This is a genomic window from Microcystis sp. LE19-41.2A (genome assembly GCF_027530405.1).
Taxonomy (GTDB): Bacteria; Cyanobacteriota; Cyanobacteriia; order Cyanobacteriales; family Microcystaceae; genus Microcystis; species Microcystis aeruginosa.
In genome coordinates, this window is the sequence record NZ_JAPZQJ010000323.1 from 1 (window position 1) to 21737 (window position 21737).

22 protein-coding genes, 2 pseudogenes and 1 riboswitch are annotated in these 21737 nt (G+C 41.4%); of the genes and pseudogenes, 19 read left to right on the forward strand and 5 right to left on the reverse strand.

Annotation, left to right across the window (positions count from 1 at the left end):
• The 7 genes from O9290_RS13425 to O9290_RS13455 all read left to right on the forward strand — a co-directional run.
• Nucleotides 1–1056, forward strand: a 1056-nt coding sequence (locus O9290_RS13425; protein WP_288059148.1) for a ParA family protein, incomplete at its 5' end; no start/stop codon positions are given.
• On the forward strand, nucleotides 1040–1801 hold the full coding sequence (locus O9290_RS13430) for a HEPN domain-containing protein (protein ID WP_288059146.1): 762 nt from the start codon (nucleotides 1040–1042) through the stop codon (nucleotides 1799–1801). The genes O9290_RS13425 and O9290_RS13430, both read left to right, overlap by 17 nt.
• 146 nt (nucleotides 1802–1947) lie before the next feature.
• Complete coding sequence (locus tag O9290_RS13435) at nucleotides 1948–3666, forward strand: ABC1 kinase family protein (RefSeq protein ID WP_288059145.1); 1719 nt, start codon at nucleotides 1948–1950, stop codon at nucleotides 3664–3666.
• A 36-nt stretch (nucleotides 3667–3702) separates the two neighbouring features.
• Nucleotides 3703–4080, forward strand: a complete 378-nt coding sequence (locus O9290_RS13440; protein ID WP_002734118.1) for a hypothetical protein — start codon at nucleotides 3703–3705, stop codon at nucleotides 4078–4080.
• Between the two features lie 233 nt (nucleotides 4081–4313).
• Complete coding sequence (locus O9290_RS13445; protein WP_288025734.1) at nucleotides 4314–4445, forward strand: hypothetical protein; 132 nt, start codon at nucleotides 4314–4316, stop codon at nucleotides 4443–4445.
• The gene (locus O9290_RS13450) at nucleotides 4430–5767 is read left to right on the forward strand and encodes an anthranilate synthase component I (protein ID WP_288059143.1); all 1338 of its coding nucleotides are present in this window, start codon (nucleotides 4430–4432) and stop codon (nucleotides 5765–5767) included. Before O9290_RS13445 ends, O9290_RS13450 begins: the two co-directional genes overlap by 16 nt.
• 154 nt (nucleotides 5768–5921) lie before the next feature.
• Nucleotides 5922–6887: a permease gene (locus O9290_RS13455; protein WP_288059142.1), complete on the forward strand. Its 966-nt coding sequence runs from the start codon at nucleotides 5922–5924 to the stop codon at nucleotides 6885–6887.
• A 192-nt stretch (nucleotides 6888–7079) separates the two neighbouring features.
• Here O9290_RS13455 and O9290_RS13460 read toward each other — a convergent pair.
• The 3 genes and pseudogenes from O9290_RS13460 to O9290_RS13470 form a co-directional block, all read right to left on the reverse strand.
• A pseudogene (locus O9290_RS13460) lies at nucleotides 7080–7338 on the reverse strand (type II toxin-antitoxin system RelE family toxin).
• Entirely contained in the window at nucleotides 7335–7538 is a 204-nt protein-coding gene (locus O9290_RS13465) for a DUF2281 domain-containing protein (protein WP_353852137.1), read from the reverse strand. Before O9290_RS13465 ends, O9290_RS13460 begins: the two are co-directional and overlap by 4 nt.
• Nucleotides 7539–8261: 723 nt before the next feature.
• Nucleotides 8262–8963 (reverse strand): PEP-CTERM sorting domain-containing protein, encoded by a 702-nt coding sequence (locus tag O9290_RS13470; RefSeq protein ID WP_288059140.1) that lies wholly within the window; start codon nucleotides 8961–8963, stop codon nucleotides 8262–8264.
• A gap of 357 nt (nucleotides 8964–9320) precedes the next feature.
• Nucleotides 9321–9455, forward strand: a riboswitch (guanidine-I (ykkC/yxkD leader).
• A gap of 68 nt (nucleotides 9456–9523) precedes the next feature.
• Here O9290_RS13470 and O9290_RS13475 point away from each other — a divergent pair.
• From O9290_RS13475 to O9290_RS13505, 7 genes are all read left to right on the forward strand, one after another.
• Nucleotides 9524–10702, forward strand: a complete 1179-nt coding sequence (locus tag O9290_RS13475; protein ID WP_288059139.1) for an agmatinase family protein — start codon at nucleotides 9524–9526, stop codon at nucleotides 10700–10702.
• Nucleotides 10703–10753: 51 nt separating this feature from the next.
• On the forward strand, nucleotides 10754–11110 hold the full coding sequence (locus tag O9290_RS13480) for a hypothetical protein (RefSeq protein ID WP_287667454.1): 357 nt from the start codon (nucleotides 10754–10756) through the stop codon (nucleotides 11108–11110).
• 15 nt (nucleotides 11111–11125) lie between these two features.
• Nucleotides 11126–11482: a hydrogenase maturation nickel metallochaperone HypA gene (gene hypA, locus O9290_RS13485; RefSeq protein ID WP_002760929.1), complete on the forward strand. Its 357-nt coding sequence runs from the start codon at nucleotides 11126–11128 to the stop codon at nucleotides 11480–11482.
• Nucleotides 11483–11540: 58 nt separating this feature from the next.
• Complete coding sequence (gene hypB / locus O9290_RS13490; protein WP_288059138.1) at nucleotides 11541–12230, forward strand: hydrogenase nickel incorporation protein HypB; 690 nt, start codon at nucleotides 11541–11543, stop codon at nucleotides 12228–12230.
• Nucleotides 12231–12293: 63 nt separating this feature from the next.
• Nucleotides 12294–13334, forward strand: coding sequence for an ABC transporter substrate-binding protein (locus O9290_RS13495; protein ID WP_288025742.1), 1041 nt, complete (start codon nucleotides 12294–12296; stop codon nucleotides 13332–13334).
• Nucleotides 13335–13420: 86 nt separating this feature from the next.
• Nucleotides 13421–14236: an ABC transporter permease gene (locus tag O9290_RS13500; RefSeq protein ID WP_002798309.1), complete on the forward strand. Its 816-nt coding sequence runs from the start codon at nucleotides 13421–13423 to the stop codon at nucleotides 14234–14236.
• A gap of 70 nt (nucleotides 14237–14306) precedes the next feature.
• Nucleotides 14307–15065: an ABC transporter ATP-binding protein gene (locus tag O9290_RS13505; RefSeq protein ID WP_288025745.1), complete on the forward strand. Its 759-nt coding sequence runs from the start codon at nucleotides 14307–14309 to the stop codon at nucleotides 15063–15065.
• Nucleotides 15066–15457: 392 nt separating this feature from the next.
• On the opposite strand, the pseudogene O9290_RS28525 reads toward O9290_RS13505, so the two are convergent.
• A pseudogene (locus O9290_RS28525) lies at nucleotides 15458–15639 on the reverse strand (hypothetical protein).
• Nucleotides 15640–15815: 176 nt separating this feature from the next.
• Between O9290_RS28525 and O9290_RS13510 the strand changes: the two are divergent.
• The 4 genes from O9290_RS13510 to O9290_RS13525 all read left to right on the forward strand — a co-directional run bounded on the left by O9290_RS13510 (nucleotide 15816) and on the right by O9290_RS13525 (nucleotide 19004).
• Nucleotides 15816–16778 (forward strand): orange carotenoid-binding protein, encoded by a 963-nt coding sequence (locus O9290_RS13510; protein WP_024969093.1) that lies wholly within the window; start codon nucleotides 15816–15818, stop codon nucleotides 16776–16778.
• 229 nt (nucleotides 16779–17007) lie between these two features.
• Nucleotides 17008–17334: a fluorescence recovery protein gene (gene frp / locus O9290_RS13515; protein WP_502846461.1), complete on the forward strand. Its 327-nt coding sequence runs from the start codon at nucleotides 17008–17010 to the stop codon at nucleotides 17332–17334.
• A gap of 167 nt (nucleotides 17335–17501) precedes the next feature.
• Nucleotides 17502–18017: an alpha/beta hydrolase gene (locus tag O9290_RS13520; RefSeq protein WP_002760940.1), complete on the forward strand. Its 516-nt coding sequence runs from the start codon at nucleotides 17502–17504 to the stop codon at nucleotides 18015–18017.
• Between the two features lie 72 nt (nucleotides 18018–18089).
• Entirely contained in the window at nucleotides 18090–19004 is a 915-nt protein-coding gene (locus O9290_RS13525) for a DNA adenine methylase (protein WP_002760941.1), read from the forward strand.
• Nucleotides 19005–19495: 491 nt separating this feature from the next.
• On the opposite strand, the gene O9290_RS13530 is transcribed toward O9290_RS13525, so the two are convergent.
• Nucleotides 19496–20389: a formylglycine-generating enzyme family protein gene (locus O9290_RS13530; RefSeq protein WP_288055851.1), complete on the reverse strand. Its 894-nt coding sequence runs from the start codon at nucleotides 20387–20389 to the stop codon at nucleotides 19496–19498.
• Between the two features lie 299 nt (nucleotides 20390–20688).
• Between O9290_RS13530 and O9290_RS13535 the strand changes: the two genes are divergently transcribed.
• Nucleotides 20689–20961, forward strand: a complete 273-nt coding sequence (locus tag O9290_RS13535) for a hypothetical protein (RefSeq protein WP_002791728.1) — start codon at nucleotides 20689–20691, stop codon at nucleotides 20959–20961.
• Nucleotides 20962–21737: the final 776 nt, after the last annotated feature.

The following is a 21737-nucleotide window of genomic DNA, read 5'->3' on the forward strand; positions in this document are numbered from 1 at the left end:
AAAATAGCTTTTTTTAATCATAAAGGTGGAGTGAGCAAAACTACAACCACTTTTAACCTTGGTTGGATGCTTGCTGAGAAGGGCAAAAGAGTAATTATTGTCGATACCGATCCCCAATGTAACTTAACTGGTATGGCTTTGGCCAAAGAAAGTGAAGATAGGGAGGAAAGACTACAAGCCATCTACAATACTTACTATAATATTAAAACAGCTTTAGCACCTGCTTTTGAGTCTCAACCGAGATTAATTGAAGCTGTGGACTGTATTCCTATTGATGGTCGTGATCGTTTATTTCTATTGCCCGGTCATGTGGGGTTAGCTGAATATGAAGTTACCCTAGGTATTGCTCAAGAACTTAGTGGGTCAATTCAGGCTTTAAAAAATCTCCCCGGTGCGATTACATATTTATTAGACAAAACTGCCGAAAGATTTGAAGCTGACTATATTTTAATCGATATGAGTCCCAGTTTGGGGTCAATCAATCAAAATATACTGATGACCAGCAACTTTTTTATTGTGCCAACCACGCCAGATTTTTTCTCGGTTATGGCTATCGATTCTTTAGCTAAAATATTGCCTAAGTGGCACCAATGGGCTAAGGCAGCTAGTGCTTTACCAATTCTCAAAACAGCCAACTATCCCTTTCCCGAAGTTGACCTACATTTTTTAGGAACTATTGTTCAGAAATATCGAATCAAAGGTGGCCAAGAAACAAAAGCTCTTGAAAACTGGATTAACGAAATCGAGGAAAATATTGGCAATAAAATGATTCCAGCCCTAGAAAAAAATGGCATGATGCTACCGAAATTTATCTACGATCAGAATGGTGTACCAGACTGCTGTACTCTAGTAAAAATCCCTGATTTTAATAGTCTTATTGCCTTATCTCAAGAGCATCAAACGCCCGTTTTTGCGCTAACTGCTGAACAATTAGGATGGCAAGGTACAGTGTTAGATCAAGCCCAAGAAAAACAACAAAAATTTAAAGATATTTTTTCTGACTTAGCAGACAAAGTTATCGGTCTTACCTCCGAGATTTATGCAGTTAGCCATTGAACAATTTCGCCTTAGTCTTGCCCGCGTTCGTGACTTGATCGCTATCCACAATTCCCTCAAATCTCAGACTACTTCCGCCCTAGATGTATCGGATATCCTCAGAGCCGCTTTAGTCCTGACTGTGAGCGCTTTAGATTATTATATTCACGAAGTGATTACTCTAGGAATGCTAGAAATTTATCGAGGCCAACGTTCAGAACCTTCTCCCACTCCTAACAGTTCTCAATCTGCCTTTTCTCGTTTTCAAGTCTCCTTGAATGGCGCACGACAAGAACGATTGATAGCTATTAGTATTGGCTCTTGGTTAGAGAACGAAATTCAACAAAACTACGGTTCTTTTTTTGATCAAGAATCTCGCTCAATTTCCGAGGTACTACCAATGATTGAAAATCTCCTCACCAACAAACTTAATAGTAATTATTGGCTAGAGACTGAAATTAGAGAAAACCTCAGATATAAAAGCTTTCAACAACCGGACAAGATAGCGGAGGCCATTAGATTAATTTCAGCCAAGAAATTGTGGGAAGAAGTGGCCAGCAAACTAAATAAACCAGCCAAAGATATTAAAAGCCAACTTAGCATAATTGTTGATCGAAGGAACAAAATCGCCCACGAAGCTGATATAAGCCCGAGTTATGGCATTGGTAGTCGCTGGAATATCGATGAAAATATGGTTAATGATGCCGTTAACTTTATAGAACAGCTTGTTGAAAATATCCATCAGGTACTTGAGGACATCCACTAGCCGAGAATTTCCCCGGCAGTCTAGTTATAAATACTTATGATTTCTCAGGGAATTATAACAATTATTAAATAATGTGTAGTTTTGTATACTGATGTCAGGAACTTAGATACAATATCAAGTGGCGTAAGATATATAGAGATTAGCTAGTGAGTCGGCATCAAGACAGTCAAACTGACCGGAAACGAGAAGAAACACAGTTCATTCCTTACAGTGCAGAAGCGATCGCTCAACAATACCGTTACAAACCTTGGCAATTGTTCGGTCGCGCTTTCGTGATTACTTGGTCTTTAGGATTATTTCTCCTCAGTCTCCTCTGGGACAAATGGACAAAGCAAGAAGAAGCCAATAAATACCAGCGTGCCAGCGAACTTAGGCAAATTCTCACCCGTTTGGGTCCCACCTTCATCAAAGTCGGTCAAGCTCTCTCTACCCGTCCCGACCTCGTTCGCAAAGACTTTTTAGACGAATTAGTTAAACTGCAAGACCAACTTCCCCCCTTCGATAACGACATTGCTTTTGCCATTATCGAGACAGAATTGGGAATGCCTGTAGAAAAAGTCTATCGAGAAATATCCCCCACCCCCGTGGCTGCCGCTAGTTTAGGACAGGTTTATAAAGCTATTCTACCCACCGGCGAAGAAGTAGCCGTTAAAGTGCAAAGACCGGGGCTGCGGGCGCTTTTAAGCCTCGATTTATACCTAATGCGCTGGGCTGCCCAAAAATTCGGTCGTTTATTACCCCTCAATCTCGGCCATGACCTCACCCTGATTGTCGATGAATTCGGCACCAAACTCTTTGAGGAAATCGACTATCAAAACGAAGGTCGCAACGCTGAAAAATTCGCCACCAACTTCCAAAATAACCCCGAAGTTAAAGTTCCCAGTATCTACTGGCGTTATAGTGGTCGCCGCGTCCTCACCCTGGAATGGATTGATGGCTATAAACTCACCGATACCGAGAATATCAAAGCTTTAGGATTAGACCCCAATAATATCGTTAAAATCGGCGTCACCTCTGGATTACAGCAACTCCTCGAACACGGCTTTTTCCACGCTGATCCCCATCCGGGTAATCTTTTCGCCACCTTTGATGGTCGCATGGCCTATATCGATTTTGGCATGATGGACCAGTTAGAGGAGGAAACTAAAGAAACCCTCGCTAGTTGCGTCGTCGATTTAATTAACAAAGACTACGAAAACCTAGCCGCCAACTTTGTCAAACTGGGATTTTTAACCCCAGAAACGGATATAAAACCAATTATTCCGGCTCTAGAACGGGTTTTAGGCAATGCCATCGGTCAAAGGGTCGGTGACTTCAATTTCCGCACTATTACCGATGATTTCTCCGAATTGATGTACCAATATCCCTTCCGGATTCCCGCCAAATTCGCCCTGATTATTCGTTCCCTCGTCACCCAAGAAGGGGTGGCCCTTACCCTCGATCCTAACTTCAAAATCGTCCAAGTAGCCTATCCCTACGTTGCTAAACGTCTCCTGACCGGGGAATCGCCCCAACTGCGGCGGCGTTTACTGGATGTGCTGTTCAAAAACGGTAAATTCCAGTGGCAACGCCTAGAAAACATGATTACAATGGCTCGCTCGGAAAGCAACTTCGATTTACTGCCCACAGCGCAATTAGGCATCACTTTTCTTCTCTCGGAAGAAGGTCGTTATCTGCGTCGTCAATTGCTATTAGCTTTGACGGAAGATGACCGTCTCCATACTGCCGAAGTACAACGTCTCTGGGGTTTAATTCAAGGAGAATTGCAACCGCGGCGACTCTTGGATGTGGCCATGAGCGCTTTTCGGGAATTATCGTCCCAAGGTGTGGCCGCTGTCCTTCCGGGAGAAACCAGTTCGCGTTAAAGTGTTTAAGGTCATCATCGGTTAATCACTTTTTCTATGGATTATTATTTTCTGCCCCAACCGCCCTATTTTCTAGTTTTTGCCGGTTTATTTATCGGTATTACCTGCGGGGCCGCTTTTGAAGCTAGTCTCAAGCAAGTGGTTAACAATTGGTATAAAAATAAGGGTTCAGACGATCAAAATCTTTTAAAATCCAGTTCCTTACAAATTCCTTTTATTGGTATTTGTGTAGGAATCTGTCTTTTCCTGGCCTCGGGATTAGATATATTTATTCTCAATGGTTGGGTTGCCTACGCTATCTCTCTCCCCATGACTATCTTTATTGGTGGTTTGGTTTGGAGTCAGTTAGGGGAATTATTAGGCCAATTACAGCGCGGCGGTTCTAAAGAAATTGACCTCGATTATCGGGGATAATTAGGAGGCAGCAAACATTTAGGACTAAGATAATAGGTGTTAGCAGATAGGAAAGAGCAACTCCCCCACAACTAACACCAAAACCCTAGTTAGGGTTGGCTGAATAAATCTAAAAACCTTGTTGGATAATGTCTTTAGACTTTTTTTCCCTCAAAAAGTGCCGACCATTGGAGTGATTGGGGGGAAAATTCCGGGACTTTTTCCCTGAAAATTAGGTAATTGACCACCTGAAAATGGGTAAAACCCCACACCCCACACCCCACACCCTACACCCTACCCCCACGAAAAACTTTTTGCCGCAAACCCTAGTTATACCCAATTTCCCAGCTATTTTGGCCCGCGATTTTAGATGCAAAAACCTTTAGCATGGCATTGGCGATCGCTTCCTCTGCATCAGCGCACTGGTTCCGAGGTTTTTGCCTGCTTATTCTCCCAAGATGCGATCGCTACTTTACTAGAAAGTCCCTATCCGGGTAATTCCCTCTCCCGTTACTCTCTTTGTGCTGGTTCCCCGCGTCAGCTTTGGACCCCTGCATTAGGGGAAATTTTGCCCTTTTTAAGCAGTTTACTCCCCCAAACCCGATGTGATCATCTTCCCGATCATCTTCCCTTCCATGGCGGTTGGTTGGGGTGGTTAGGCTACGATTTAGCTTGGGAGATAGAAAAATTACCGGACAGGAAAGCTGATAGTCTCCCTTTTCCCGTCGCTTATTGGTATGAACCGGATAGTTTTGCCATTCTCGATCACCAAGCACAAATTCTCTGGTTAGCTGCCACTAAACCCGAAGATTTAGATAAATACGAACAATCTTTAACCACTAACCCCGATTTTGAGTTTATCGATCCCCATCCCTCTCCCTTAATCTTTTATACTTCTCAACTCGACTACGAAAAAGCTGTTAAAAAAGCGTTAGATTATATCAGAAAAGGTGATATTTTTCAAGCAAATTTATCCCTAAGATTTCAAAGCAGAACCAGGGCAAAAGGATGGCAAATTTATCGCAGTTTACAACAGATTAACCCTTCTCCTTTTGCCAGTTATTGGCGCACCCCTTGGGGAGAAATGATTAGTTGTTCTCCCGAAAGATTGGTAAAATTAGAAAGGGGAATAGCCAGCACTAGACCGATCGCTGGAACCCGTCCCCGGGGTAAAACCGAGGCACTCGATCAACAATTAGCCGAGGAACTATTAACTAATAAAAAAGAGCGGGCCGAGCATATTATGCTAGTGGATCTAGAACGTAATGATCTAGGTAGAGTTTGTGAATGGGGATCGGTTCATGTGAATGAATTACTGACGATCGAGCGTTATAGTCACGTTATGCACTTGGTCAGTAATGTTCAAGGAAAATTAGATAAAAAGTATCATGCTATTGATTTAATTAAAGCTCTTTTCCCCGGGGGAACAATTACCGGTTGTCCGAAAGTTCGTTGTCTAGAAATTATCGAAGAATTGGAACCGGTGCGACGCAATTTATTCTATGGTTCCTGTGGCTATATTGACCTACGGGGTCATTTAGATTTGAATATTCTCATCCGTACCCTATTAATGACTGCTCAAGGGAATTTAAACACCGTTTGGGGACAAGTGGGAGCGGGAATAGTTGCCGATAGTGATCCCGAAAAAGAATGGTTAGAATCCCTTCATAAAGCTGAAGCACAATTAATCGCTTTACGTTCTTTTTAATTTTTGATTTCAACAAACTAACCTATTGTTGCATCTTGCATGAGTGCCTTTTGCATGAGTGCCTATCCTAACCAAGAAATTAATTTGGCAGGACTACTTACTTTTTACCTTATCTGCTATTTTGTAGGATAGCTTCCGATCTTGAACCCTATTCATGAATCAAATTTCTATCGCTGTTACTTTTTTTCTTAGTTTATTCTTGACCTCGCTTCCCTTTTTACTTTTCGGGGCAGCCGTTTCCAGTTTTTTGCTGGTTTTCGTCAATAAACAGCGATTAGCGGCGATATTTCCCCGTAATCGACTGTTAGGAGCGATCGTTGGCAGTACAATCGGATTAATCTTACCCGTCGGACAATACGGCACGATTCCCGTCGCTAGAAGATTCTTATTAGAGGGAGTACCCCCAGGGGTGGTGTTTAGCTTTCTCACCGCTGCACCTACCCTAAATATCGTCACTCTTTGGCTAACTTGGCAGACTTTCACCTATTCTAGTATTTTCTTCTATCGATCGCTTTCGGTCTGGTTAATGGCAATTGTTATCGGTACTCTCTTTAGTTTCTACCGGGAAAAACCCCGCACCGATAGCGAAATTCCCCTAGAATCGAGTTTAGTTCTTTCCGGTAGTTTTTTACCGGAGGAAGCAGTCAGTCAACCCCTACAAAGAGTCGGCAGTCTTGTTTATGAGTATAAAAGTAGAGATAGGCAAGCTTGGCCAATTTCTGTGCAGTTATTTCTCGATAACTTTATCGATGAAGCGCTGGAATTAGGGGGATTATTAATTATTGGCTGTGCGATCGCTAGTGTCTTTCAGCTATTATTACCTCAGAGTCAATTAATTGCCTGGGGGAATACTGCCGTTACTCAAATTCTCGTGCAGTTGTTTTTAGGTGTCACCCTTTCTGTTAATGCCAGTCTTAGCGCTTTTGTCCCCGGTTCTTTAATTACTAATCTGTCCGTGGGTTCCACTCTAGCTTTTTTACTGGTCGCTTCCCTCATTGATATTAAAGCTTTTATCCTCCTCCTATCAGCTTTCCGTCCTAAAATCGTCCTTTATTTCGGAATTTTATGCCTGTTAATGAGTTTTTTAGTGGCTCTGATCCTCAGTTTTTATCTAGGTTGAATTCCTTCCGGGTCAGAAAAATTTTTTCTTGACAAAAGCCCCTTGACATGATACTATATTCATAATGGAAAATCCGTGCGCCTACAAGCCCTATTTTCCCAAGCATTTAAACTCTAACTCATCCTGATTCTGCTTGCCGGAGTTGCGACAACATAGTTTTATAGTTCTCACTCCACCCACCTACTGAGAGGTTCAATAAGCATCTTTTCGATGAATACTACTCAATATGATAATCAGCATTTCTTGATCTTGAATTTTGTAAATGATGCGATAATCCCCTATTCTAATTCGGTAGGTTTCATCATATCCTTTGAGTTTCTTGACTCCGCTAGGACGAGGTGTATCGGTAAGTAGTCTAATGGCAGTAATTAATTAAGCGTTCGCGTTGTTGTTTGGGTAAGTTGTTTAGTTGTTTTTGAACTGGTTTCGGAATAATAACTCTGTAGTTCACGCTTGAGTTGCCTCATATTCTTCGAGGGTTAGATAGTCTCCTGCTTGATAAGCTGATTCAGAAGCGATTATGTTAGCTTGCTCTTCTTCTGTAATTTCTATTTCAGTATGTCTTTCTTTGATAAAGAGCAAAAAGTCAAGTAATTCAGTCAAAAGGGTGTCAGGTGTCTGCTCGATTTCTTTAATTAGGGTCTGCTGAATAAATCTAAAAACTTTGCTGGATAAGACTTTTAGCCTTTTTTGAAATCCAAAAGTACCAGATATGGGAGTGATCAGGGGGAAATTCAGCTACTTTTTCCCTGAAAATTAGGTAATTGACCCCCTCAAAATCGGTAAAACCCCACACCCCACACCCTACACCCTACACCCTGCCCCTAGGAAAAACTTTTTCAGCAGACCCTAATTAGTTGTTCTTTGAGTGTCATAGCTTTATCAGTAATCAGTAATCAGTCATCAGTTATCAGTTATCAGTTATCAGTTATCAGTGATTAATTCAATCATAGTCTATCATTCAATCATTCCAATCATAGTCGATGATTGGTGGTGCGTTACGACGGATTGTTAGCTTGAAGTTAAAACAGAAATTTTTGCCGTCTAACGCACCCTACGTTTTACTTATCACTAGGTAATAGGTGTAGGGCTAATTCATGAATTAGCCCTACAATAGGCTACGTTTTTCTGGATGTTGTCAAAATTTCTCTTGACAAAAGCCCCTTGACATGATATTATATTCATAATGGAAAATCCCTGCGCCTACAAGCCCTATTTTCCCAAGCATTTAAACTCTAACTCATCTTAATTCTGCTTGCCGGAGTTATGGTGATAAGAAAGGATTATCGAAGAAAGGCAGTACACTATAGGCCACTACCGATTACACAAGGTGCAATGTAGGGGCGCAAACATTGCGCCCAAAATTTAACCCGTTTAGTTGTCCTGTTTATTTGACTTGTTAGATTTAGCTAGGTTGTGCTTGAAGAAAGCACCAAATCCTAATACACCTAAGCCGAAAATTGTGCTAGGTTCGGGAACGGATACAGATTGGGAGACGGTAAGGTTTAATTCCCCTGTATTATCGGCGAAGATATCGTCGTTAATTCCTAATTGAAGTTGAGTTGCACCCACTGGAATGGAAACTGTACGTCCTAACCCAATAGCAAAAGGTGTACCGATGATGGCTCCAGTTGCATCAGCAAACGTACCTACTAGCTGATTTAGGTAAGTATCCCAATCAGCCGTCATATATTTGCTGGGAAACCCTAATCCGCTACTCCCCCCAAAGCCATTTGTGATGTATGTAAATGGAGAGCCGAAATAACCTTTTGCATCCACTTGAGGAGGAACTCCAAAAGCACTGGTCTCCCCGTTGAGATAATTAATTGTCAGAGCATTTCCAGCGGCAAAATCTAACCCAGAACTGCTATTGATTGTACTTGGAGCTATGTTATCGTTCACTCCATATTGATAAGCTGTATTCAGAGTCGTATTATTCCAGAGCCAAGGAGCAGCTTTGCTGTTAACGGTCACTGGAATTGTAATAGTTGCCGCTTGTACTCCACTGGCGATGGAGAGACTGATAAGTATTATCCCCCCCCCAACGGAGTTTTTGATTAGTTTTGCTAATGTCACAAATAAACGCCTCCTAAAAAATATTGTTGAGCTTGCAATTACGCCATAACTTACCAAAAATGACAAGCGTTGTCAAGTGTGAAGATAATCGCGCATGAGAGCAGACTTGACAACGCTTTAAGAGCAAGGCTTTCGTTGTGTCGCAATTCATTCTTCATATTCTGATCTGACAACGCCAAAATTTAGGCACTTTTTCCCTGAAAATTAGGTAGTTGACCACCTGAAAACTGGTAAAACCCTACACCCCACACCCTGCCCCCACCAAGAGACTTTTTCAGCAAACCATATTTAAGCGGGAAAAATCAGCTTTCTGTAGTCTGTGATACTGTTTTTTGGATTGAGATCGTCTAAGGTCAAAGAAATTGCTTCTAGGGTTACGATTTAAACTTCTTTAAATGTCAGGTCCGAGAGGAGCAAGCTAGTCTTAAACGAGCGGATCAAAAATTTTTTCCATCTAAGCTGGCTACACGGCGGGATAAAAGCCCGGGAGACTTTAAGGATAACTGTTTTGAGGCAGTGTCTTTGAAGACTCCCGGGTTATTGTATTTTGAGGTAAAATGATGTCCGAGGAATCTACTTTTCAACCCCCGCATTTAACCGAAGCTGAACAGGCCTTAGAAAAAGAACGCCATTTGCCCCTAACCGGTTGGCAACAGGAAGTTTCTCAGGGGTTAACCTACGGTTTAGAGGCGGCCGATAGTATTCGCGATCGCAGTATTCCCACCTTTTCCAGGGGTGAGTTACCCCACTATGCGGGAATTAACACCTTTATGAAAGCCCCCTATTTGGAAGATGTGCGGAATGTGGGCAATTATGACGTGGCCATCGTGGGTGTTCCCCATGATTCGGGGACAACTTACCGACCCGGAACTCGTTTTGGACCCCAGGGAATTCGGCGGATTTCGGCCCTTTATACGCCCTACAATTTTGAATTAGGGGTAGATCTGCGGGAACAAATTACTCTCTGTGATCTGGGGGATATTTTCACCATTCCTGCTAATAATGAAAAGTCCTTCGATCAAATCTCGAAGGGGGTTGCCCATGTTTTTAGTTCCGGCGCATTGCCGATTATTTTAGGGGGTGATCATTCTATTGGTTTTCCGACGGTGCGCGGTATTTGTCGGCATTTAGGGGATAAAAAAGTCGGTATTATTCACTTTGATCGCCATGTGGATACCCAGGAAACAGATTTAGATGAACGGATGCACACTTGCCCCTGGTTTCATGCCACCAATATGAAAAATGCTCCTGCTAAAAATCTCGTCCAATTAGGGATTGGTGGTTGGCAAGTTCCCCGTCAAGGTGTTAAAGTTTGCCGCGAGCGGGCCACTAATATTTTGACCGTCACCGACATTGTGGAACGAGGCATTGATGCGGCCGCCGAATTTGCCTTAGAACGAGCTTTAGATGGTACGGATTGCGTTTGGATTAGTTTTGATATTGATTGCATTGATGCTGGTTTTGTCCCCGGCACGGGTTGGCCGGAACCGGGCGGGTTATTACCCCGTGAAGCCTTAGCTTTATTAGGTAAAATTATCCAAAAAGCTCCCATTTGTGGCATGGAAGTGGTGGAAGTTTCCCCTCCCTACGATATTAGTGATATGACCTCTTTGATGGCTACCCGTGTTATTTGTGATGCCATGGCTCATCTGGTTATTTCAGGTCAATTACCGCGTAAAGAAAAGCCCTATTATATTCATCCTGAAGCCAATATGGAGGTTGATGAACCTTGGATTTAAGGACAAAAGCAGCAATAATTAGAGAGGTAACACATTCGCGAAGAAACACCGATGGCCAAAGGATTTGGAACTCCTATTAACAAAAGGTTAGGTTACGTTTTAACTCTAGTATCTGATCCTAAAATTTATGCTGCTGCTGAAAATGCTTTGCCCTATCTTGATCAAGATGAATCAGATGAACCTTTTGCTGGTATTACTAATGACTTGTCAATGGCGCGTGTCTGGAAAAGTCGCAAACAAGCAGAAAAAAGTGTTCAGAATTATCTTGGATTTTTAATGGATTGGATGACTAATGAAAATTTAGACAGATTAACTATTTTAATTTGTTCTTTAAACGCTAACAACAAAGGAGAGTTAACGACCGAAATTGCCCAAAAAATGCAGCTAGAGAGAGTAGAAAAGGAGTAGCCACTTCAGCATATTATGCACGAAACTGATATGACCAAGGCGTTAATTATGACAGTTCGAGATTGGTATGATAGCCAACCTGAAAAGCTCAAAATTGAAAAAATTCATCTCATGGTGGGTGAATTTACCTGTGTCGAACCAGTCAGTTTACAATTTGCCTTTGAAGTTCAAACTGCCAATACTTTTCTTGCTGGCGTGGAATTAGCGATTAAAAATATTCCCCTAATTGCTTATTGTCATTGCTGCCAAAAGGATTATCAACCCCAAATTGGCCAGCAATATTCCTGCCCAACTTGTCGATCACCGATGGAGGATATTCGTTCAGGTCGAGAGTTAAAAATTGACCACATTGAATATTCTTTAGATTCTTAAACAAAGTTGGGCGATCGCTTATAAAAGTTCGATGATCAATTATTCATTCTCAACTAAAATGCACCAAACTTTTGACGCGGCCCTAGAAATTAATCTACTTCATGCCAATCAAGCAGGAGCCGATCACAACCGGGAAAATTTTGACGAGTGGGGTATTACCTGTTTAAACCTGATGAGTAGTCCTGGTGCGGGTAAAACTGTGTTATTGGAAAAAACCCTCGCAGCCTTAAAAGATCAATTAAAAATGGCTGTTATTGAAGGTGATATGACTACAGAACTAGATGCAGAGCGCCTGAGACAATATGGAGTTCCCGTGATTGCCATTAATACGGGTCGCTCCTGTCACTTAGATTCCAAAATGGTAGCTGGGGGAATTCATCGTTTCCAAGAAGATTATAACCCCAAAGAGTTTGATTTATTGTTGGTGGAAAATGTGGGAAATTTAGTTTGTCCCGCCGAATTTGAGGTAGGGGAACACGCAAAAGTTGCTCTATTAAGTATTACTGAAGGAGAAGATAAACCCCTCAAATATCCAATTATGTTTCAAGAGGCGGATTGTCTGATTATTACCAAATTAGATCTGGCTCCTTATTTAGAGATTGATTTAAAAAGTTTAGAGGCAAATGTTCGTTCTATGAATCCCGATGTAAAGATTATCGCTCTTTCTGCTCAAACAGGAGAAGGTTTAGAAGAGTGGTTAAATTGGCTAAAAAGCCAAGTCAATACTCCGAGGTTATTGAATTGTTAATCAGTAACAGTTTTTGAGATTTATTTCTGTTTTACTAGCTGTCATCTCTAAAGGCTATTACCTATGAAACGGCGCAATTTTTTCTCCTTACCTCTCGTTTTTTTTAGTAGCTTACTCCTGACCATTAGTTGTAATCAAGCTCCTCAGCAAACCCCCAATGCAAGTAGTTCTCTGAGTAATACTGCCCCCATTGTCATCGGTTATAGTAACTGGGCCGGTTGGTGGCCCTGGGCGATCGCTGAAGAAGAGGGATTATTTGCTAAAAATGGGGCTAATGTTCAAATGAAATGGTTTGATGGTTATCTTGAATCCTTGCAAGCTTTAGCCGCCGGACAATTAGATGGAAATAGTCAAACTCTCAACGATACAATCGCTTTTGCGGGAGATGCAGTGAATGGTCAAGTTGCTGTTTTAGTCAATGATAACTCGTCAGGAAATGATAAAATTATTGTCACAGAAGAGATTAAAACGATTCAAGATTTAAAAGGCAAAAAAGTTGCAGTCGAAGAAGGCGTTGTCGGTGATTTTCTCCTCAGTTTAGCCCTAGAAAAAGAAGGAATGAGCCGTAAAGATGTGCAAATTGTCCCCATGGAAACAGGGGCTGCTGCCGCCGCTTTTGCATCGGGAAAAGTAGATGCAGTCGCTGCTTTTCCACCTTTTTGGTCAACAGCACTTAAACGAAAAGGTTCTAAAGAATTAATTAGTTCTAAAGCTTTTTCAGGTGCTATTCCTGATTTGTTAGTTGTCAGTGCCAAATTAATCAAAGAAAAACCAGAACAGGTTCAGGCTCTCGTAAAAACCTGGTTTGAGGTTCGAGAGTTTATGGCTAAAAATCCCCAAAAAGCCGATGAGATTATGGCCAAGCGTGCGGGCATTAGCACAGAAGAATTGGCCTTATATAAAGAGGGAACGAAGTTTTTCACCTTAGAAGAAAACTTAGAAGCCTTTAGTCCGGGGAAAACCATGAAAAATATGCCCTTTGCCGCTCAAAAAATGGCTGATTTTATGATGGAAGTTGGCTTTATTAAAAAAGTCCCCGATCTAACAACCATTCTAGATGCCCAATTTGTCAAGGCGTTGGCAAATCAAGACAAAAAAACCTAATTAGTCCCTTAATCATTGACTTCAAGAATTGTTTGATAACTGGGTGATATTGGCTATCAAAATTATTCTTTTCTTTGGCAAATCCCATGACCACAACACATAAAACGCTTCCTCAAAGCACTTTTTGGCGGATTACCGAGGATATTCCCGAATCCCTCAAATGGACTTTAATGGTTTCCTCTATTATTGTCCCGCTGATTTTATGGTTACTAATCTCTAGTTTTGCGGGCATTGAATCCGTATTTTTGCCTTCTCCTTTAGCCGTTATTCAGGCCTTAGGAAAATTGGCAGAACAGGGCTTTTTAATTCAAGATACTATTACCAGTTTTTTACGAGTAGTTGGGGGCTTTTTTTTGGGAGGATTGTTTGCTATTCCCCTGGGGATTTTAATGGGAACTTTTCCGAGTATTCGTAGTTTAATGGAACCGATCATTGGCGTTGTACGTTATATGCCCGCTCCTGCTTTTATTCCCCTATTGGTTATTTATTTGGGTATTGGAGAAACGTCAAAGATTATGCTGATTTTTATCGGGACAATTTTCTTTAATACTCTGATGATTATGGATGCAGTTAAGTTTATCCCCCGGGAATTAATCGAAGTAACTTATACTCTTGGAGGAACTCGAAAACAGGTTTTATTTAAAGTGATTACTCCCTATATTATTCCTAATGTTATCGATACTTTTCGTGTTAATATGGCGGCCGCCTGGAATTTGGTAGTGGTGGCGGAATTGGTGGCGGCCGATAATGGATTAGGCAAACGGATTTTATTGGCCCAGAAATTTCTGAGAACCGATGAAATTTTTGCCTGTTTAATTGTCCTGGGAATTATTGGCTTTGCCCTAGATTTAAGTTTTCGTTTGTTTTTGCAGTGGACTTGTAAATGGTCAATTACTCGTTAACTGAAAAACTCAATAACAGAGTTTATTCTGTCACCAGTAAAGTTATTTTAATGATAAGAGAAGAACCTTAATGCACTTAGAAATTACTCAACTCAATAAAATTTTCATCACTAAACGAGGTGCTGTGGTCGCTCTAAAAGATATTAATTTACACGTTGAAAGTGCTGAATTTGTCTGTGCGGTCGGGGCCTCTGGTTCGGGAAAATCAACTTTGTTGCGAATGATTGCGGGTTTAGAGCTGCCCACTTCCGGCAAAATTACCGTTGATGGTGTTGAAGTGACAGGGCCAGGAGCCGATCGCGGCATGGTTTTTCAAAATTATACACTCTATCCCTGGATGACGATCCAAAAAAATGTTGAATTTGGCTTAAAACTACAGGGATTATCGACAAAAGAATGCTGGGAAGTGGCCTGTTATTATCTGGATATTGTCGGTTTAACTCAATTCGCTAATGCTTATCCTAGAGAACTATCGGGTGGTATGAAACAACGGGTGGCGATCGCCCGCTCTCTTGCCTGTCATCCCAAAGTTTTATTAATGGACGAACCTTTTGCCGCTTTAGATGTACAAACCAAAGAAAGAATGCACGAATATTTAATTGAAATTTGGCAAAAAATTAGGTGTAGTATTTTAATGATTACCCATGATGTGGATGAAGCGGTTTTTTTAGCTCAACGTATTTATGTTTTGAGTGCTAGGCCAGGGACTATACAACGGGAATTAACAATTAATTTACCCGCAGATCGTAATTATAAAATTAAACGACAAGCTCAGTTTTATGACTATACGGATGAAATTTACGGCCTGCTACGGGGTGAGAAATACTAGAAAAAACTAGGGAGCATCAAGAGTATTCCCGGGTTGAAAACGAGTTAGAGCAGCAAAAATCATCCTTTAGAGATACTTTCGGTTATCTAGGGTTTGCTGAATAATGGTAAAACCCTTTTAAAATAAGGCTTTTGACCTGTTAAAATCCGATGTTCATGCTGCGAAAATCGGATTGGGACCATCAAAAACCTTGCATTATCCTTATTGTAGTACATAAGTTGGTACAAAAAGAGAGGGCAACAAAGCCTGAAACTCCCGACGACCGGCTACTGACTCCTGACTCCTGACTCCTAACCCCACCAACAAACTTTTTCAGCAAACCCTATCTAGCATCGCCAAACAGCGATCGCTCGTTGCTGCCGCAAAACCTAGATAAGGTTTGCTGAATAAATCTAAAAACCTTGTTGGGTAAGACTTTTAGACTTTTTGTCAATCAAAAAGTGCCAGCCCTTGCAGTGATCGGGGGGGAAATTTAGGCACTTTTTCCCTGAAAATTAGGTATTGACCCCCTAAAAAACCCTACACCCCATACCCCACACCCCACACCCTGCCCCACGAAAAACTTTTTCAGCAAACCCTAGATAAATGATAGAACAGTTGTTCAACCATTAAGATTTGGTGATAATCCCGGGCAAGTGTGATCTAAAGTACAGCTTTTTTTGGGAAAGTTTCTCCATCGGTGCTGCCTTGGGGCGCAAATATGATAGAATGGGGGTAAATTGATACAAAACTTTACTTCAAGGTGAATCTATGCCGTTTACGATCGAATCAGCGCGGAGCATTTTCCCCAACACGCTATCAGCGGATGTGGTTCCTGCCACGATTGCGCGTTTCAATCAGCTGAATACCGAAGATCAACTAGCCTTGATTTGGTTTGCCTATCTAGAAATGGGCAAAACCATCACCGTTGCCGCCCCCGGCGCTGCTAGTATGGTCTTTGCCGAAAAAACCATGAATGAAATTCGGCAGATGTCACCCCTGCAACAGTCGCAGGTGATGTGCGACTTAGCCAACCATGCTGACACCCCGATTTGTCGTACCTATGGCACTTGGTCTGCTAATATCAAGCTGGGATTCTGGTATCAATTAGGACAATGGATGGAAGATGGCAGTGTTGCCCCAATTCCCAAGGGTTATGAACTATCTGCTAATGCTAGTGCCGTTTTAGACGGGATTAAAAAATTAGAGTCGGGACAACAAATCACCGTTCTGCGGAATTGTGTGGTCGATATGGGCTATGATCCGAAGAAACTGGGCGATTATAACCGTATTTCCGAACCCGTGGTTCCTCCCCAAAATATTGCCGAACGGACCAAAGTTAGCATTGAAGGCGTTACCAATGCCACCGTCCTCAACTATATGGACAACCTCAACGCTAATGACTTTGATGTATTAATTGAATTATTCACCCCTGACGGCGCTCTGCAACCACCTTTCCAACGTCCCATCGTCGGTAAAGAGGCAGTATATCGCTTTTTCCGCGAAGAATGCCAAAATTTGAAATTAATCCCCGAATGCGGTGTAGTGGAACCCGCCGATGACGGTTTTACTCAGATTAAAGTGACGGGAAAAGTACAAACCCCCTGGTTTGGTGCGGGTGTGGGTATGAATATGGCATGGCGCTTCCTCCTAACTCCTGATAATAAAATTTTCTTCGTAGCGATCGATTTATTAGCTTCTCCGAAAGAATTATTAAACTTTGCCCGTGGCTAAATAGCTACTGAGAGAAATCATTAAAAATTCTGATGAAACTTATTAGAGTTCCTTGTCAAGTGAACTCTTTTTTTTATACAATTAAAAGGCTGACTTAAAAAAATTGGTAAATACACCGGTTTCTTCTCCGATCTAGGTAAGAATAACTAAACAATCATTCTTACAGATGTGGGCGAAAAGAGTCGAGGTAGTTCAAAAACCCAAAATTATCATCCCTAAAACTAAAATCATGCCTATGAGTGAAATAATTTGGTCAGATACCGAACAAGAAATTGCTCAAACTGCTTTCCAAAAAGCTTATCAGCGAGAAACTAGGACTTTAATAGAACATATTAAAGAACAGTCTGGTCAGATCACGGTTTTAGATGATATCTGGCAAATGCACGATTATCTAAGCGCCCGACGACATCAGATTGATGGTAAATATGACTATCGCTATACTTCCCTAATTTTTGTCTTTGCTCAACTATTAAAGGAAGGATGGTTGAAGCTAGAGGATCTCAACGGTTTGGAAAAAGATAAACTAGCGAAAATCGCTGCTCTCTCGCGAATGTAAATTAGTGATTAGCATTAAGCTATCAGCTTTCTGCCCCTAGTTGGGTGACTAAAAAATTCATCTCTAGATAATCAACACCGTCTTAAGTTTTTCCTAAGCGGCAACCAATTCCGCTAGAATGAGTCAATCATCCCGATCGCTTTTCGCTTGTTTTGCACCTTTGGTTTATGTTCAAAAATCTTTTACTTCCCCTAGGAATATCTATCTTTCTCGGTGTTTGTCAGTCTTTGTCAGCCGCCGAATCAGCTATCATCAAATACTACATCTTCCAAGGGTCTGTATCGGTATCAGAATTAAAGCAATTGAGCGAAACAGGCGAATTAGCTCCCGCTTTAGCGTCACAATTAAAGATGGCTAACCAAAAACCCGAAGAATTCCGTAAAATCCTTAATCGTCGGGTAGCGGTGGATGCCGTCTTTCTTTCCAAATTTCTTAATAGTTTTTTTGGCGAAAGTTTGCTAGATTACGCCGCCGAAATTGTCCACACCCCCAATCGGGCTGCTAGTCGGCAAGCTTTACGGGGTTCCCTAGTCACTTCTGCCATTAATGATAATGAGATTCAAATCATCGAAGTCCTCGACAATTATCCCACCAGCGAGGTTCATGTGGATGGCAATCGTCTGCTGGATTTAATCAACCAAATTGAGTCAGTATTGAAAAAAATGCCCCGTTTACCTTTCTGATCCCAAATCCGCCTTCAGGTTTTCTTGAATTGCGCTGTAAATTGAATAAATTAGGATAATCTGGTAGGAATAATGACCACTTCTTTGTCTCAAAGGAAAACAGTTAGCGGCAAACCTTTTTTAAAGTGGGCGGGAGGCAAAACTCAACTGGTTCCCAATATTATATCTTTAATTAATTCCCATATTTCTCAGGATTGTCAGTTTAACTACATTGAACCTTTTGTCGGAGGTGGGGCAGTTTTATTCTCAGTCTTAAATAATTTTTCTTCTGTCCAAAAAGTCATTATTAATGACATCAATCCTGATTTAATCAGGGCTTATAATGTTATTAAAAATAATGTCAAAGAATTAATAGTCAAGCTTAAAAAAATTCAGCAGGATTTTTATGAACTTAAAAATCTAGAGGAACAACAAAAGTTTTTTTTAGATAAAAGAATAGAATTTAATTCTCGCAGCTGCGATGACTGTCTAGAAAAAACAGTTTTGTTATTATTTCTCAATAAAACTTGTTTTAATGGACTTTATAGAGTCAATAGCAAAGGACTTTTTAATGTCCCCTTTGGAAAATATGTCAAACCGTTGATCTGCAATGAAGAAAACCTATTAGCTGTCAATCATCATTTACAGAAAGTGACGATCCTACAAGGGGATTTTGTCCAAACCCTAAATTATGCCAATAACAAGACTTTATTTTATTTTGATCCTCCCTATAAACCGATTAAAAAAACATCAGCTTTTACCTCTTATACTAAAGAAGATTTTAACGATGAGGAGCAAATAAGATTAAAAGAATTTATCGATCGATTGGATCAGGCTGGTTATAAATTTATTTTAAGTAATTCCGACCTTAAAAACTTTGACTCTGACAATAATTTTTTTGATGATTTATATAAAAATTATAATATTCAAAGGGTAAAAGCCCGAAGAAATATTAATTCCCAGGGCAATAATAGGGGAGAAATCTGGGAATTACTGATCAATAATTAGGGTTTGCGGCAAAAAGTTTTTCCCGGGGGCAGGGTGTGGGGTGTGGGGTGTGGGGTGTGGGGTTTTGTCGATTTTTAGATGGCAAATTACCTAATTTTCAGGGAAAAAGTGCCTAAATTTCTCCCCGATCACTCCAATAGTTGACACTTTTTGAGAAAAAAAGTCTAAAAGTCTTACCCAACAAGGTTTTTAGATTTATTCAGCCAGTCCTAAGTAGGGCTGGCTGAATAAATGTGAAATGTAGGCAAGGTAAGGGTTTTGCGGCTTTTCTCGTGAAACAGGTGCCAGATTTTCAGAGAATCGTGCTTCCAAACCTTGCGTCTTCATCAGCCCGCGTCCTGTAGGGGCGAAGCATTCGGATAGAAAATCTACGGTTTCACCGATAGGTTATTGCCCGAATGCTTCGCCCGTACTTTTTCAGCCAGTCCTAAGTAGGTAGGCGTTAAAAATTATCAGATGTGAGGGTAAAAAGGGAAAAAAGAGAAAAAGGGTTACACAGTCCTCCCAGCACCGCACACCACCCGAAAACCGAGAATGTTGTCGTTGATGAAGCGGCGGTTGCAGTAGTAGCGGCAAGCGGAACGGCAGAAAGGCGGATTGAAGTACCAAGAACCGCCCCGCAGCACTTTTGTAGTAGATTTGTTCTTACTAATCCAAGCACTCCCATCCGTGGGTGCGCCTTGATAATTAGGGTGATAATCGTCCTCACACCATTCCCAAACGTTTCCGTGCATATCGTACAGTCCAAAGGCATTAGCTACCTTAAAATAGCCTACTGGTGTCGTCTGTTTTCGATAGATGCCTTGTAGTCCCCTTCCATAATTCCCTGGATAAACTTTTTTGTCTTTTTCCCAATCAGTTCCTCTGTAATTAGCCAAATCTGTGGTAATCGTCTCCCCAAAATGAAAAGCGGTTGTTGTCCCCGCTCTACAGGCATATTCCCATTCTGCCTCACTCGGTAGCCGATACTCCCGTTTTGTTTCCCTTGATAATCGTTTACAGAATTCTGTTGCTTGCTCCCAGTTTACTTGTTCTACGGGTCTTGTCCATCTATCCTGCTCTTGATATGGCTCTTTGAAGTGGGAAGGCTCTAGTTCTAGATCGATGTCTATTTTAGCAGTTGCGGCGATCGCTCGCCACTGTGCTTGGGTGATGGGATAGCGTCCCATGAAAAAACCTGAAATATTAACGGTGTGTTGAGGACTTTCTCTTTGAAAATAGTCTCGATCGTATTCTTTACAGAGTCTTTCTATTTCTTGATCTGGGGTTCCCATCTGGAAGGAACCGCTAGGGATAAGCATCATGTCGAGATTAATGTCTTCCCCTAAATTCTCGCTGTAATATTGTGCTTCTCGTTGCTGTCGGTGAATGATTAATTTAGTCATTTTTTCTGAAGCGGTTAAGTAGCTGGTTATAATTAAATTGAAGATAGATTTTGGGTTCGATCCCCCCTACCCCCCTTGATAAGGGGGGCATCGATCCCCCCTACCCCCCTTGATAAGGGGGGCATCTGAAAGTTTTTAACACCTGCCTGCTTAGGCGCATTAAAACAATTCGGTGGAGTCAAGAAAAAAATAGGCAACTTCAAGCAGGATAAGGACTAAAGTTTCCTCGGAACTCTTTCTTAAGACTATCATCCCTTCTAGAAAAGCAACTAAAAAATATCTCGGAGATAAAAATAATCATGACTAAGTTAACTCCTGAAGAAAAAGATATCCTCGAATCCTATAACAATGATGAGTGGGTTTCTGTGGCAACGCCGGCTAGAATGGCTGAGTTGAAGTCCTATGCTAAGGAGACGCTGACTCAAGATAAAAAAATTACTTTACTTCTGTCTTCCCTAGATTTGGAAGCGCTTCAAGCTAAGGCAATAGAGGAAGGTATTCCCTATCAAACACTTATCTCTAGCATCCTACACAAATATGTTACCGGTCGCCTCGTGGAAAGTTCGAGTTAGTTTTTGTTGTTGGTAAAATGAATCTTCCCAACTTAATAAGGGGAGTGTTGCTGAAGATAGATGTTTTTTACTTCCCGGTGATGGGAATCCTGAGAATCTATCAGTGCAACAATGAATCCTGTATCAGCAAGAGAATTCATTCTTTCCATGTCCATCCCGATGGAGGTTTAATGGCTGTTTCTAAAATTTCTTCCGCTCGCTCCGAAAGATTAGGAATTACACCAGAACACATTCCTATAATTGGATCATCTTCTAAATAAGTATTTGTTGAAGCTGGAGATTCTGGGGCAGAATCTATATTTTTTTAAGTTTCTGGTAAATGGCTTTCTAAACTTTCGATCAGCTTTTCTACAACGAGAAGTTTTTCAAAACTCAGCCGATCAATTTGGTTGATTAGTTTTTGCCGCAATTCGATCGATGTCATTGTCCTGTCTCCTGTTTTTTTAAGATGAGAAAAGGCAACACCCCCCTTATCAAGGGGGGCAGGGGGGATCGAACCTTATCAAGGAAGGCAGGGGGGATCGACACCCCCCTTATCAAGGGGGGCAGGGGGGATCGAACCTAAAATCCATTTTTAATTTAATTATAACCAACTACTTAGGGCTTGCTGAATAAATGTGAAATGTAGGCAAAGTAAGGGTTTTGGGGCTTTTCTTCCGAAACAGGTGCAAGATTTTGAGAGAATCATGCTTCAAAACCTTGCGTCTTCATCGGCCCGCCTCCTGTAGGGGCGAAGCATTCGGGCAATAACCTATCGGTGAAACCGTAGATTTTCT